This window comes from Arthrobacter gandavensis, assembly GCF_015355785.1.
GTDB classification, from domain to species: domain Bacteria; phylum Actinomycetota; class Actinomycetes; order Actinomycetales; family Micrococcaceae; genus Arthrobacter_B; species Arthrobacter_B gandavensis_A.
Genome location: NZ_JADKYW010000006.1, coordinates 240371 through 254998 on the forward strand (window position 1 = coordinate 240371; position 14628 = coordinate 254998).

The window sequence follows — 14628 nt, forward strand, 5'->3', positions numbered from 1 at the left end:
CCAACGTCGTCCCCTCCCAACGCTCAACAGGGGGAAGGACTTACCCTATGACTGACGCAATGTCCCCGCAGGCCGCCCCGGTGGTGTCTCCGTTCCAGCGGTTCGCGGCCTACCCGGCAGATTCGGGCCTCTACCGCGCCGAGAACGAGAAGGACGCGTGCGGCCTGGCTGTCATCGCCACGCTGCGCGGCGAGCCAGGACACGACATCGTGGACGCGGCGCTGACCGCCCTGCGCAACCTTGAGCACCGCGGCGCGGTAGGCGCTGACGAAGGCACCGGCGACGGAGCCGGCATCCTGACCCAGGTCCCCGATGAGTTCTTCCGTGCCGTTGCCGGCTTTGAGCTTCCCGCGCCCGGCGGCTACGCCGTCGGCACCGCCTTCCTGCCCACTGAGGAACGCGAGCAGGAAACCGCCCGGGCAGGCGTCGAGGCAATCGCGGAGTCCGAAGGACTGAAGGTCCTCGGCTGGCGTGAAGTGCCCGTGGCAGCTGACCTGGTGGGCGCCATGTCCCGGGCCTGCATGCCGTACTTCGGTCAGGTATTCCTTGCCCCGGAAGAAGACGGCTGCCCAGATCTCGACGCCCGCGCCTTCCGCGTTCGGAAGCGGTCCCAGAACAAGTTCGGCGTGTACTTCCCGTCCCTGTCCTCGAAGACCATGGTTTACAAAGGCATGGTTACCACCGCGCAGCTGGAGCCGTTCTTCCCGGATCTTTCCGATCCGCGGTTCAAGACCAAGCTCGGAATTGTGCACTCGCGCTTCTCCACCAACACTTTCCCGTCCTGGCCGCTGGCCCAGCCGTTCCGCACCATTGCCCACAACGGCGAGATCAATACGGTCAAGGGCAACCGCAACTGGATGCGGGCCCGCCAGTCCCAGCTCAAGAGCCCGCTGCTGGGGGATACTCCCGAGGAGCTCTTCCCCATCTGCACCCCGGGCGCCTCGGATTCGGCGTCCTTTGACGAGGTTGCCGAGCTGCTGATGCTTTCCGGGCGTCCCATCACCCATGCGGTGATGATGATGATCCCGGAAGCGTGGGAAAACCACGCGACGATGGATCCCGCACGCCGTGCCTTCTACCAGTACCACTCCATGCTCATGGAGCCGTGGGACGGACCGGCGGCTGTTTCCTTCACCGACGGAGACCAGGTGGGCGCCGTACTGGACCGCAACGGCCTGCGTCCGGCTCGGTACTGGATCACCGAGGACGGCCTGGTGGTCCTGGCCTCCGAGGTTGGCGTGGTGGACATCGATCCGGCCAAGGTGGTCCGCAAGGGACGCGTCTCTCCGGGCAAGATGTTCCTGGTGGATACCGCCCAGGGCCGGCTGGTTGAGGACTCGGAGATCAAGGCCGAGATCGCCGCCGCAAACCCCTGGGCCGAATGGGTCCGGGAGAACCAGGTGTCCCTGGAAGATCTGCCCGAGCGTGAGCATGTGCTGCACACCAAGGCTTCCATCAACCGCCGGCAGCGCACCTTCGGCTACACCCAGGAAGAACTGCGCATCCTGCTCGGCCCGATGGCACGCAGCGGTGCCGAGCCCCTCGGCGCCATGGGGTCGGACACTCCCATCGCGGTGCTGTCCCAGCGTCCCCGGCTCCTCTTCGACTACTTTGTGCAGTCCTTCGCGCAGGTCACCAACCCGCCGCTGGATGCCATCCGCGAAGAACTCGTGACCTCCCTGCAGAGCTCCATCGGCCCGAACGGCAACCTCCTGGCACCGGGCCAGGTGAAGACCCACCAGATCGCGCTGAAGTTCCCCGTGATCAATAATGACGAGCTCGCCAAGATCGCCAACCTCAGGAACGAGGAAGGCGAGAAGGTTGCGCTGAAGGTCCGCGGCCTCTACCGGCCCGACGGCGGCGAATCGGAACTGCGCGCACGCATCAGTGAGATCTGCGAAAAGGTTTCAGGTGCCGTGAACCGCGGGGTGCAGTACATTGTGCTCTCCGACCGCGACTCCAACGCCCAGTGGGCGCCGATCCCGTCCCTGCTGCTGCTCTCAGCCGTGCACCACCACCTGCTCAAGAGCGCCAACCGCACCAAGATCTCCCTGATCGTGGAGGCGGGCGACGTCCGCGAGGTGCACCACGTGGCGGTGCTGATCGGCTATGGGGCTTCCGCCGTGAACCCGTACCTGGCCATGGAAAGCTGCGAGGAACTGGTCCGCAACGGCGACATCACCGGCGTCACCCGCGAACAGGCGGTAGCCAACCTGATCAAGGGACTGGGCAAGGGCGTCCTGAAGATCATGTCCAAGATGGGCATCTCAACTGTCGCTTCCTACTGTGGTGCGCAGACCTTCGAAGCCATCGGCCTGGGACAGGAACTGGTGGACGAGTTCTTCCACGGCACGCAGACCCAGCTCGGCGGCGTCGGCCTGGACGTGATCGCAGCGGAAGCTGCGGCACGCCACACCTCCGCCTACCCGGCGGACGAAATCGAAGAGCCGCACCGCAGCCTGGAGAACGGCGGCGAGTACCAGTGGCGCCGCGAAGGCCCGCCGCACCTGTTCAACCCGGAAACGGTCTTCCGCCTGCAGCACTCCACCCGTGAGCGCCGCTACGACGTGTTCAAGGCGTACACCCGCGGAGTGGATGACCAGTCGAAGAACCTGATGACCCTGCGCGGGCTGCTGGACTTCCGCACCGGGGAACGCCCGGCCGTGCCGCTGGAGGAAGTGGAACCGGTCTCCTCGATCGTCAAACGCTTCTCCACAGGTGCCATGAGCTACGGCTCCATTTCCAAGGAAGCCCACGAAACCCTGGCCATCGCCATGAACCGGCTGGGGGCAAAGTCCAACACCGGTGAGGGCGGTGAAGACGTGGACCGCCTGCTCGATCCCGAACGCCGCTCCGCCATAAAGCAGGTGGCTTCCGGCCGCTTCGGCGTCACCAGCCTGTACCTGACCAATGCGGATGACCTGCAGATCAAGATGGCCCAGGGTGCCAAGCCCGGCGAAGGCGGCCAGCTGATGGCGCAGAAGGTCTACCCGTGGGTGGCCAGTACCCGGCACTCCACGCCCGGCGTCGGCTTGATCTCTCCGCCGCCGCACCACGACATCTACTCCATCGAGGACCTTGCCCAGCTCATTTATGACCTGAAACGGGCCAACCCGTCCGCCCGGGTCCACGTGAAGCTCGTCTCCGAGGCCGGAATCGGCACCGTGGCAGCCGGAGTGACCAAGGCCAAGGCCGACGTCGTCCTCGTTTCGGGGCACGACGGCGGCACGGGCGCTTCGCCGTTGAACTCTCTGAAGCACGCGGGGGCGCCGTGGGAACTCGGCCTGGCCGAAACGCAGCAGACCCTTATGCTCAACGGCCTGCGCGACCGTGTGGTGGTGCAGGTGGACGGACAGCTCAAGACAGGCCGCGACGTCGTCATTGCCGCCCTGCTGGGAGGTGAGGAATTTGGCTTCGCCACCGCACCGCTGGTGGTCTCCGGCTGCGTCATGATGCGTGTCTGCCATCTGGACACCTGCCCCGTGGGCGTCGCCACGCAGAACCCGGAGCTGCGGTCCCGCTTCACCGGCAAGCCGGAATTCGTGGTCAACTTCTTCGAGTTCCTGGCCGAAGAAGTACGCGAATTGCTGGCCGAACTTGGTTTCCGCAGCCTGGAAGAAGCGATCGGGCACAGCGAAATGCTGGACACCCGCGCCGCCGTGGACCACTGGAAGGCCGACGGACTGGACCTTGAGCCGATCCTGCGCGGCCACGAAGTGGACCCGGGTGCGCCGCTGCGCAGCCTGGTTCCGCAGAATCACGAACTGGATGCGCACTTCGACAACAAACTGATCGAGATGAGCGCTGATGCGCTCTCCAGCCGGCAGCCGGTGCGGATTGCCCTGGACGTGGTCAACACGGACCGCTCCGTGGGCACCATGCTGGGGCACACAGTCACCAAGACCTTCGGCACCGACTGCCTGGCCACGGACACGATCGACATCACCCTCACCGGGCAGGCCGGCCAGTCCCTGGGCGCCTTCCTGCCGGCGGGGATCACGCTGCGGCTGTACGGCGATTCGAACGACTACGTCGGCAAGGGACTCTCCGGCGGACGCATCATTGTCCGTCCGGACCGCAGCAATGTGTTCCCGGCAGAACGCAACGTCATTGCCGGTAACGTGATCGGCTACGGCGCCACCGGCGGCGAGATGTTCCTTCGCGGCCAGGTGGGCGAGCGGTTCATGGTCCGCAACTCCGGCGCCACCGCCGTCGTGGAAGGCATCGGCGACCACGGCTGCGAGTACATGACCGGCGGGCAGACCCTCATCCTCGGCTCCACCGGCCGGAACTTCGGTGCCGGCATGTCCGGCGGAACCGCCTTCGTGGTGGACCTGAGCCCGGCACGGGTGAACAAGGACGCCCTGGACAACGGTGATCTGCTGCTGCTGGAGCCCGACGCCGAGGACGCGGACATCATCCGCGGCCTGCTGGTTCAACACGCGGAAGAAACCGGGTCCCCGCGGGCAGCCAGCCTGCTGGAGGACTTCGACACCACCGTTTCCCGCATCACCAAAGTACTGCCGCGCGATTACGCGGCCGTGCTCGACGCCCGCGCCTCCGCAGCCGAAGCGGGGCTGGACCCCGACGGCGCCGAAGCATGGACCAAGATTCTGGAGGTAACCGGTGGCTGACCCACGCGGATTTTTGAAGGTACGGGAGCGCGAAACACAGCCCCGGCGTCCCGTTTCAGTTCGCATCATGGACTACAAGGAAGTCTATGAGCGGCAGGAAAAGGGAGTCCTGAAGGAACAGGCAGGCCGCTGCATGGACTGCGGCATCCCGTTCTGCCACCAGGGCTGCCCGCTGGGCAACCTCATCCCGGAATGGAACGACCTCACCTGGCGGGACAAGGGACAGGAAGCGATCGAGCGGCTGCATGCCACGAACAACTTTCCCGAGTTCACCGGCCGGCTCTGCCCGGCGCCGTGCGAGGCGTCCTGCGTGCTGGGAATCAACCAGCCCGCGGTGACGATCAAGCAGGTCGAGGTCTCAATCATCGACCAGGCGTTCGACGAGAACTGGGTCCGCCCGCACGCCCCGGAGCGGCTAACGGACAAGACCATTGCCGTCGTCGGCTCCGGGCCCGCCGGACTGGCAGCAGCGCAGCAGCTCACCCGCGCCGGCCATACCGTTGCCGTCTACGAGCGGGACGACAAAATCGGCGGCCTGCTCCGCTACGGCATCCCGGACTTCAAAATGGAGAAGATGCAGGTTGACCGCCGGCTGGAGCAGATGCGCGCCGAGGGGACCCGCTTCCGGACCGGCGTCGAGGTAGGCAAGGACATCTCCTGGGAGCAGCTGCGCCGGCGTTACGACGCCGTCATTATCGCCACCGGTGCCACGGTGCCGCGGGACCTGCCCATCCCGGGCCGTGAACTCTCCGGCGTCCACTTCGCCATGGACTACCTCGTGCAGTCCAATCGTGCGGTCGCCGGGGAGAGGATCAAGAACCAGATCAGCGCCGAGGGCAAGCACGTGGTGATCCTCGGCGGCGGCGACACCGGTGCGGACTGCATCGGCACCGCACACCGCCAGCAGGCAGCCTCCGTGACCACCCTGGCCATCGGCCAGCAGCCCCCGGCCGAGCGCGCAGCGCACCAGCCGTGGCCGATGTTCCCCACGCTCTTCGAGGTGGCAAGTGCCCACGAAGAAGGCGGCGAGCGGACATACCTCGCCTCCACCGTCGAGTTCGTAGGGGAGGGCGGCCAGCTCACCGGCGTCAAGGTGGCCGAGACCGAATTCGTGGACGGCAAGCGCCTGCCCAAGGCCGGAACCGAGCGGATCATCCCGGCGGACCTCGTCTTCCTGTCCCTGGGCTTCACCGGACCCGAACCTGCCGGCCTGGCCGAACAGGTGAACACAGAGTTCGACGAACGCTCCAACGTCAAGCGGGACGGCTACTACATGACCGCCACGCCCGGCGTGTTCGCCGCCGGAGACGCCGGGCGCGGGCAGTCACTGATTGTCTGGGCCATCGCCGAAGGCCGCGCCTGCGCTGCCGCCGTCGATAAATGGCTGGAAGGCTCCACCAGGCTGCCGGCCCCCGTCGCCCCCAGCGACCGGGCCATCGCACCGTTGTAGGAAACCAAGCGCAAAGGCGCCGGACAGTTGAGTCCGGCGCCTTTGCTGCAGGCCGTCCAGGAGGGTCCCGGACTGCATAAAGCCACCCAGGAGACTAGGCTAGGAAATATGAGACGCGCAAAGATCGTTGCAACTTTTGGTCCAGCCATAGCCAGTTACGAAAACACCGTAGCTGTGCTTCGTGCCGGTGTAGACGTAGCCCGCATGAACATGAGCCACGGGGACCACTCGGTCCACAACAACACGTACGAGAACGTGCGCCGGGCCTCCGAGGAACTCGGGAAGCCCGTGGGCATCTTCGCCGATCTCCAGGGTCCCAAGATCAGGCTGGGAAGGTTCGCGGACGGGCCGCACTACCTGAACCGCGGTGACGAATTCACCATCACCGTCGAAGACGTTCCGGGGACCGCCTCGCTGTGCTCGACGACATACAAAGGCCTGCCCGGAGACGTAAACGTGGGCGACATCCTCCTGATCGACGACGGCAAGGTTGGCCTGCGTGCCACGGCCGTTGACGACACGAAGGTGGTCACCGAAGTCACCGTTCCCGGACCGGTCTCCAACAACAAGGGCATCAACCTGCCCGGCGTGGCCGTCAACGTTCCCGCCATGAGCGGCAAGGACGAGGAAGACCTCCGCTGGGCGATCCGCCGCGGCGTTGACATGGTGGCACTGTCCTTCGTGCGCAACGCCGTCGACGTGGCGCGCGTCCACGAGATCATGGACGAGGAAGGCCGCCGCATCCCGGTGATCGCCAAGATCGAGAAGCCGCAGGCCGTGGCAGCCATCGAGGAGATCATCGACGCGTTCGACGCCATCATGGTTGCCCGCGGCGACCTGGGCGTCGAGCTGCCGCTCGAAGATGTTCCCCTGGTCCAGAAGAACGCCATCGAGCTGGCACGCCGCTGGGCGAAGCCGGTCATCGTGGCCACCCAGGTCCTTGAATCCATGATCGAAAGCCCGCGCCCCACCCGCGCCGAAGCCTCGGACTGCGCCAACGCCGTCCTCGACGGCGCCGATGCCGTGATGCTTTCCGGTGAGACCTCCGTGGGCAAGTACCCGATCGACACCGTGAAGACCATGGCACGGATCATCGAGTCCACCGAGGAGCACGGCCTGAACCGTGTGCCCCCGCTGGGAAGCAAGCCGCGCACCCGAGGCGGCGCCATCACCCGTGCCGCCGTCGAAATCGCGGACCAGCTGGACGCTGAGTGCATCTGCACCTTCACCCAGTCCGGCGACTCCGCGCGCCGGCTTTCCCGCCTGCGCCCGAAGAAGCCCGTGTTCGCCTTCACCCCGGTTGAATCGACGCTGAACTACATGTCCCTGTTCTGGGGTATCCAGCCGATGCTGGTGCCTTTCGTTGAGCACACGGACAAGATGACCCAGCAGGTTGACCAGACCCTGCTGGAAAAGGGCATTGTCCAGGAAGACGCCATGGTGGTCATCGCCGCCGGTTCGCCCCCCGGACAGGCCGGTTCCACGAACCTTATCAAGGTGCACCGCGTCGGTGACGCTGCGGACACCGGTCAGCAGGGAGACGGCCGCCGCCGCGAGAAGGAGAAGGTTGGTCCCTGGCCCGTCAAGGAAGCCAATAAGGGCAAGGCCAAGTCCATCTAGGACCTGCAGCCCACGCAAAAGCCCCGCCGGGATTTCTCCCGGCGGGGCTTTTGCGTGCTCCCGCCGCCCAAGGGGGCGGTTCGAAAGTTAGTTGACCTGGTTGATGATGGTCTCAGCAACCTCGCGCATGCTCAGGCGCCGGTCCATGGAAGTCTTCTGGATCCAGCGGAACGCCTCCGGCTCGGTGAGGCCCATCTTGGTGGTGAGCAGCGACTTGGCACGCTCCACCAGCTTGCGGGTGGCGAACTGTTCCTTCAGGTCGGTGACCTCGTTCTCGAGTGCCTTGATCTCTTCATGCCGGGAGAGCGCGATTTCGATCGCCGGAATCAGGTCCGCGGGAGTGAAGGGCTTCACCACGTACGCCATGGCGCCGGCCTCGCGTGCGCGCTCCACGAGTTCCTTCTGGCTAAAGGCGGTCAGGAGCACTACGGGGGCAATCCGGGCCTTCACTATCGCCTCGGCTGCGCTGATGCCGTCCATGACGGGCATCTTCACGTCCATGAGCACCAGGTCCGGCTTCAGTTCAGTGGCCATCTGCACGGCTTTCTCACCGTTGTCCGCCTCGCCGACAACCTCGTAGCCCTCACCGGTGAGGATCTCAACGATGTCCAGGCGGATCAGCGTCTCGTCCTCCGCAACGAGGACGCGCCGCGCCGGAGTGTTGGACGGTACGGACTCGGATGACTCAGACACAGATGCTCCTTGGAAAGACGACGGCGCTACCGGTGGCTGCCGGTAGTTCACGAAAACAGCCTATCTGCATGTAGAGTGGTTTCGCGCCCAACACGGGGAATCAATCCGTTTGATCAACGTCACAGGGCCTGCCCGAATGGCGGAATTGGCAGACGCGCTGCACTCAAAATGCAGTATCGAAAGGTGTGTGGGTTCGAGTCCCACTTCGGGCACCGAAAACACTCCAGGCGATCACCACGGCCACCAGCGCCACGGCGGCGTAGCCAAGGCCGGAGTAGCCGGCCACGGTCAGTACCGGACCGGCCAGCGCACCGCCCAGGGCGCCGGCCGCATTCATCCCAAGATCCGAAATCCCCTGAACGGCCGGGCGTTCCTGCACCTCGACGGAGTCAGAGAGCAGGGCCGACGCCGAGACGACGGAAGCGGACCACCCCAGGCCCAGCAGGACCAGGCTGAGTGTCACGCCGGCCGTGGACTCCGCCGCGGTCCCGGCCAGAAGCAGGGCCCCGAGAAGCAGGAGCTGCCCCAGCAGGATGACCTTCCTGCGGCCGATGCGGTCAGAGAGCCAGCCGAAGACCGGGGATAGCGCATACATGCCGGCAATATGCAGGCTAATGGTGAATCCAACGACGCTGATGGCCGCTCCGTGGCTGCTTAGGTGCACCGGCGTCATGGACATCAGGGCAACCATCACCGCGTGGCTCAGCGCGATTGCCGCAACTGCATAGAGTGCCGCCGGGTTGCTGCGCAGCACGGCCGGCCCGGAACGCCGCGGGACAGGTGCAGCGCCGGAAGCTTCGTCAGCTGCCGCGCGGAACTTCTTCAGCGCCAGCAGCGGGTCCGGACGAAGACCCGCGAGGTAGACGGCTGCGGCAGCCAGCTGGGCAACGAGGGAAAAGACGAAGGCGCCGGTCAGCAGGGGAAGGCCCAGCGCCGACCCCAGTGCCTCGCCCGGGGCGAAGAGGTTCGGCCCCAGCACGGCACCGATGGTGGTGGACCACAGGACGATGGACAGGTCCCTTCCGCGGGCATCCGGCGCCGAGAGGTCCGCCGCGGCGAAGCGGGCCTGGAGGCTGACGGCGCTGCCGGCGCCGAGCAGGGCCAGTCCCGCCAGCAGCAGCGGAAAGAATCCCGCGACGGCCGAGCCTACGGCGGTGACGGCGCCGGCTGCGGAGATCAGGGCCCCGGTGGACAACGACGCCCTGCGCCCGTGTGCCTGGGCCAGCCGGGCCAGGGGTACTGCTGCCGCGGCCGCACCCAGGGTGCTCATAGTCGCCGCCATTCCGGACCAGGCCGGGGAACCGGACAGGGCAGCCGCGAGCAGCGCACCGAGGGACAGCGTGGCTCCCATACCTATTCCACCGAGGATTTGTCCCGCCACGAGGACGGCGAGCACGCGCCGCTGGGACGGAACTGCGGGAGCCCGGGATCCTGAAAGCGGCGTGCTGGGCTGATCGTGCATTACTCCCCGTCCGTGTCCAGTGCCTTCAGCAAGCGGCTGATGGAGCTGCCGAGGTTCCATTCCCCGGCAAGCTCCTCAAGCCGGGCCCGGGGATCTTCGCCGGGAGGCTGCAGCCGGGCACCGACCTCCGCCAGCGACGGCACTTCGAGGCCGCGCACAATCCGCACAACGGTTGGCGCGGCCTCGAGGTATTCCCGGGCACCGGACAATTTGGCCCGCACTGCGGAGGAGACGCCGCCGTCGGCGTCCTCCGCAGCCTGGAGCAGTGATTCGAGGCTGCCGAACTCAGCCAGCAGCGATGAGGCGGTCTTCTCCCCAATGCCGGAAACACCGGGCAGTCCGTCCGAGCTGTCACCCCGCAGGGTCGCGTAGTCCGCATACTGCTCCGGAAGCACGCGGTATTTGGCGACGACGGCGGCGTCGTCCATGACCTTCAGGTTCTTCATGCCGCCCGCGGTGTAGAGAACCCGCACGCCCGCCGCGTCGTCGATGACCTGGAAGAGGTCCCGGTCCCCGGTGACCACGTCGACGGGCATGGACGCCTGTGCCGCGTAACTGCCGATCACGTCGTCCGCTTCGTGGTCCGCCACTCCCACCACAGCGATTCCAGCCAGACCGAGGACCTCCCGGATCATAGGAATCTGCGCCTCGAGTGCGTCCGGCACCTCCTCGATATCCGGGCCGTCCTTTACCTCGCGGGCAACCCGGTGTCCCTTGTAGGACGGGAGCAGGTCCACCCGCCACTGCGGCCGCCAGTCCTCATCCCAGCAGGCAACCAAATGCGTGGGCTCGAACTCGCCGACCAGCCGGGCGATCATGTCCGTGAGGCCGCGCACCGCATTGACCGGCGTGCCGTCCGGACGCCGAAGCGAATCCGGGAGCCCGTAAAAGGCGCGGAAGTACAGTGAGGCCGTGTCCAGGAGCATCAGGCGTTCAGGCATATCCGCATCCTGCCACGGATTGGCCGCCCATACCCGCGGCGGCGCGTCTTCCACCGCCGGGGAACGGGCTGTGCCAGCATGGTGGCCATGGCAGGCACCGCCAACACCACCGTCCCCAAACCAGCGCAGGCAGCTGAAGAACGCAGCGCACGGATAGCCGTGACAGTCTTTCCGCTGCTGATCCTCGCCGGGGGAGCGGTGGCCCTGGCCTTACCGGATCCTTTCACCTCGCTTGCCCCGCTGATCAATCCCGGGCTCATGGTGATCATGTTCGGCATGGGCCTGACCCTGACCCTGCCGGACTTCGCCATGGTGGTCCGCCAGCCGCTGCCTGTGCTGCTGGGCGTGGTGGCGCAGTTCCTGATCATGCCGCTGCTTGGGCTGGGCATCGCCTGGGTGCTGCGGCTTCCTCCTGAACTTGCTGCCGGCGTCATTCTGGTGGGCTGTGCGCCGGGGGGTACCGCCTCCAACGTCGTCACGTACCTTGCCCGCGGAAATGTGGCCCTCTCGGTTGCCATGACCTCGGTCTCCACCCTGCTTGCGCCACTGTTCACGCCGCTGCTGGCCTTATGGCTCGCCGGACGGTACATGGCGGTCGACGCCGGTTCAATGGCGCTCTCGATTGTCCAGATTGTGCTGGTGCCGGTGCTGCTGGGGCTGCTGATTCGATACCTCATTCCCCGGACCGTGGACCGGGTCCTTCCCGTCCTGCCCTGGGTTTCGGTCGCGGCGATCACTTTCGTGGTGGTGGCAGTGGTGGCCGGAAGTGCGGCAGCCATCCTGACCGCCGGCTGGCTGATCCTCCTGGCCGTCATCCTGCACAACGGACTCGGGCTGGGAATTGGATACGGTGCCGCCCGGATGCTCCGGCTTCCGGTTCCCTCCCGGCGCACTCTGGGCGTGGAGGTGGGCATGCAGAACTCGGGCTTGGCGGCGGGTCTCGCCCGGGAGTACTTCAGCCCTGAAGCCGCCCTGCCCGCAGCCGTGTTCTCGGTATGGCACAACGTGTCCGGCGCGCTGGTGGCTGCCTACTGGCGCCGCCGTCCGGCGTCTTAGGCCGCGGGTGAAAAACCCGGCCCCCGGCTACCTCCGCCGGCGCGGACACCGCTAAGGTAGGCCAGTCCCGGCATTTCAACGAAAGCAGGCCCGCGTGGCTCCCAAGACCATAGTCATCACCGGCGCGTCCGACGGCGTGGGAGCGGCCGCTGCGCGCCGCCTCGCTGCGGACGGGCATCACGTCGTGCCGGTGGGGCGCTCGGAGGAGAAGACCGCCGCAGTGGCAGAGGACGTTGGCAGCGAGTACTTCACGGCCGACTTCGCGGACCTCGGCCAAGTCCGGAGCCTCGCCTCGGACCTGCTGCAGCGCTATCCCAAGATCGACGTGCTGGCCAACAACGCCGGGGCCATCTTCGGGAAGGAACGGCAGGTCACCGTGGATGGACACGAAATGACGTTCCAGGTGAACTATCTGGCCCCGTTCCTGCTCACCCGCCTGCTGACCAATCGCCTGCTCGACTCGCGGGGAACGGTCATCAACACCTCCAGCGCCGCGAACCGTCTCTTTGCCAAGCTGGACATCACCGATCTGGAAGCGGAAAGGGCCTACACCCCGCAAAGGGCCTATGGGAACTCGAAACTGGAGCAGATCCTCTTCACCGAGGAATTTGACCGCCGCTACCGGGCTTCAGGAGCAACCTCAACTGCCTTCCACCCCGGAGTCATAGCATCCGGTTTCTCCAGTGCGGAGGGGTCGGCCATGCGCTCGGTCTACCAGGGGATCCTTGGCCGCTTCCTGCAGAGCCCGGAACAGGGCGCACAGACCCTGGTGTTCCTGGCCGAGGGCACGCCGGGCGCCGATTACCCCACCGGCAGGTATTTCGCGCGGTCCAAGCCTGCCCGGGCCAACAAGCTGGCCGGTAACCACGCCCTGGCCCTGGACCTGTGGAACCGCTCCGTGGCCATGCTGGAACGCTAGCCGGTCCGTCGGAACGGACACAGCAGCATGCGCACCAGTGCCGGAATCCTCCTGTACCGCGGATCCCCGGGCGGAACCGCAGGGGAGGAACACGGCGTCGAGGTGTGGATCGCACACATGGGCGGTCCCTTCTGGGCCAGCCGCGATGAACATGCCTGGTCCATCCCCAAAGGCGAGTTCGCACCTCCGGAGGATCCGCTGGCGGCTGCCAGGCGCGAGTTCGAGGAGGAGATGGGCTGGCCTGCGCCTTCCGCCGAGTATGGACTGCTGGGCACTTTTCGGCAGTCTTCGGCGAAGTCCGTCACTGTTTTCACGGCTGCTGCCGATTTCCCTGACCGTGCTGTCCGCAGCAACACCTTTGCCCTCGAGCTGCCGCCCGGCTCAGGCACCTTCCGGGACTTCCCGGAAGTGGACCGGGCAGGGTGGTTTACCGTTCCGGAAGCCCGCATCAAACTCGTCAAGGGCCAGGCAAAGGTCCTGGAGGCGCTGCTGGCACGGCTGCGCTGAACTCCGCCGCCGTTCGGTGCCGGGACCGGTGCACGGCAAGTCTAGGCCGAGAGGACCGGCCTGGCGGAGGGAGCAGCGCCGTTGCCCGGCCTCAGGTCAAGCAGCCGTGCCTCCACATGGTCAAGCGCCAGCCGGACGGCCCCGGTGGCAACCAGCATTTCGCCCAGTTCGGAAACTGCCAGGCGCGGCGGGTCCGGAACATACCGGGCAAGTTCGTCAGTCATGACGGGCAGCAGCGCGGTGGCCGAGGCGGCAACGGCGCCGCCAATCACAATGAGGCGGGGATCGAAGAACGTGGAGACCAGTGCCAGGACCCGGGCCATGCGCTTGCCGATTCGGCCCAGGATCTGTGCTGCGGTTTCATCCCCGGCTGCGGCCGCCTCGAAGACGTACCGCGCCGAAACACGGTTCGTATGCTCACCCACCAGGGCGCGGATCATCCCGTCATGCCCCGCGTCCAGCGCAGCCGTGCCCCAGTGGCGTGCCAGCTTGGCGATGCCGTCCTGGTTGCCGACGCCCTCAACCAGTTCCAGGCCGCCCATGGTTCCCGCGCGGCCCAGCGCCCCGTGGACCAGCCTGCCGGATTCTATGACCCCGGTACCCAGTCGTTCACCGGCAAGGATCACGGCCAGGTTGCTTTCATCCGCGCCGGTTCCGCGCCAGCGCTCGGCCAGGGCAGCGAGCTTCGCATCATTCTCCACCAGGACCGGCCAACCGAATCCCTCGGCGAATTCCTGTGTCAGGCCAAGATCGAACAGGGGTGCCAGTTCCTGTCCGGGGGCGATGGTGCCCTCGGGAGTGACCTGGGCAGCGATTCCCAGTGCAACGCCCAGAACGCCGGCAGCCGGGACACCGGCGTCGGCCAGCGCGTCCTGCGTGGCGCCAATGACTGCGGAACGCCGGTCAGCAGGTGTGCCTCCGTGGTGTGGGAAGCGGGACACGGTTCCGCCGACAACGCTGCCGGCCAGATCGGAGACGACGACGCGCACGGTGGCCAGTCCGACGTCGAGCCCCAGGACAAACCCGGCACTCTCGTTGAACTCGAACCGGCGTGCAGGCCGCCCTTTCTGGCCTCCTGCACGGGGAGAGGCGGCCTCCCGGGCCCAGCCGCGGGCAATGAGGTCATCGCAGACGGCGATGACCGTGGCGCGCGTGAGGCCCGTGGCGTGGATGAGGTCGGTGCCCGTCGCCGAGGGTACGGTGCGCAGCACGTCAAGGACTGAGCGCAGGTTGGTGCGGCGCAGCAGCTGCGGAGTGCTGGCTGAAACATCCAAGGTTAGGGCCCCTTTGACGAGTGGCGGGAATAACAGCATAATTGTACTAGTTCATATATTTAGTCTCTAAAT

The 14628-nt window shown here is 66.4% G+C and carries 10 protein-coding genes and 1 tRNA gene; 7 read left to right on the forward strand and 4 right to left on the reverse strand.

Going from position 1 to position 14628, the window contains the following annotated elements; all coding sequences use genetic code 11:
- Positions 1 to 47 precede the first annotated feature (47 nt).
- The 3 genes from gltB (at position 48) to pyk (ending at position 7704) form a co-directional block, all read left to right on the forward strand.
- Positions 48 to 4634: a glutamate synthase large subunit gene (gene gltB, locus ITX31_RS12940; RefSeq protein WP_194783835.1), complete on the forward strand. Its 4587-nt coding sequence runs from the start codon at positions 48 to 50 to the stop codon at positions 4632 to 4634.
- A complete protein-coding gene (locus ITX31_RS12945) occupies positions 4627 to 6084 on the forward strand; it encodes a glutamate synthase subunit beta (protein WP_194783836.1) in 1458 nt (485 codons plus the stop codon). The genes gltB and ITX31_RS12945 overlap by 8 nt, the downstream gene beginning before the upstream one ends.
- Positions 6085 to 6192: 108 nt before the next feature.
- Complete coding sequence (gene pyk / locus ITX31_RS12950) at positions 6193 to 7704, forward strand: pyruvate kinase (RefSeq protein WP_194783837.1); 1512 nt, start codon at positions 6193 to 6195, stop codon at positions 7702 to 7704.
- 87 nt (positions 7705 to 7791) lie between these two features.
- Here the strand turns inward: pyk and ITX31_RS12955 are convergent, their stop codons facing one another.
- Entirely contained in the window at positions 7792 to 8397 is a 606-nt protein-coding gene (locus tag ITX31_RS12955; protein WP_091605257.1) for an ANTAR domain-containing response regulator, read from the reverse strand.
- A 130-nt stretch (positions 8398 to 8527) separates the two neighbouring features.
- Between ITX31_RS12955 and ITX31_RS12960 the strand changes: the two genes are divergently transcribed.
- Positions 8528 to 8609: transfer RNA gene (locus ITX31_RS12960), tRNA-Leu, on the forward strand.
- Here the strand turns inward: ITX31_RS12960 and ITX31_RS12965 are convergent.
- Together ITX31_RS12965 and ITX31_RS12970 are read right to left on the reverse strand one after the other, a co-directional pair.
- Positions 8561 to 9919 carry an MFS transporter gene (locus ITX31_RS12965; RefSeq protein ID WP_323745712.1) on the reverse strand — a complete coding sequence of 453 codons (1359 nt, stop codon included), beginning with the start codon at positions 9917 to 9919 and terminating at the stop codon, positions 8561 to 8563. The two genes, ITX31_RS12960 and ITX31_RS12965, sit on opposite strands and share 49 nt — an antisense overlap.
- Positions 9859 to 10800, reverse strand: coding sequence for a 5'-3' exonuclease (locus ITX31_RS12970; protein ID WP_194783838.1), 942 nt, complete (start codon positions 10798 to 10800; stop codon positions 9859 to 9861). The genes ITX31_RS12965 and ITX31_RS12970 overlap by 61 nt, the downstream gene beginning before the upstream one ends.
- An 87-nt stretch (positions 10801 to 10887) precedes the next feature.
- On the opposite strand from ITX31_RS12970, the gene ITX31_RS12975 reads away from it, so the two are divergent.
- The 3 genes from ITX31_RS12975 to ITX31_RS12985 all read left to right on the forward strand — a co-directional run bounded on the left by ITX31_RS12975 (position 10888) and on the right by ITX31_RS12985 (position 13282).
- Positions 10888 to 11856, forward strand: a complete 969-nt coding sequence (locus ITX31_RS12975; protein WP_228529338.1) for a bile acid:sodium symporter family protein — start codon at positions 10888 to 10890, stop codon at positions 11854 to 11856.
- 94 nt (positions 11857 to 11950) lie between these two features.
- On the forward strand, positions 11951 to 12775 hold the full coding sequence (locus tag ITX31_RS12980; protein ID WP_194783840.1) for an SDR family NAD(P)-dependent oxidoreductase: 825 nt from the start codon (positions 11951 to 11953) through the stop codon (positions 12773 to 12775).
- A gap of 27 nt (positions 12776 to 12802) precedes the next feature.
- Positions 12803 to 13282: an NUDIX domain-containing protein gene (locus ITX31_RS12985; RefSeq protein ID WP_194783841.1), complete on the forward strand. Its 480-nt coding sequence runs from the start codon at positions 12803 to 12805 to the stop codon at positions 13280 to 13282.
- 41 nt (positions 13283 to 13323) lie between these two features.
- Here ITX31_RS12985 and ITX31_RS12990 read toward each other — a convergent pair whose 3' ends face one another.
- On the reverse strand, positions 13324 to 14556 hold the full coding sequence (locus tag ITX31_RS12990) for an ROK family protein (RefSeq protein WP_228529339.1): 1233 nt from the start codon (positions 14554 to 14556) through the stop codon (positions 13324 to 13326).
- Positions 14557 to 14628 lie beyond the last annotated feature (72 nt).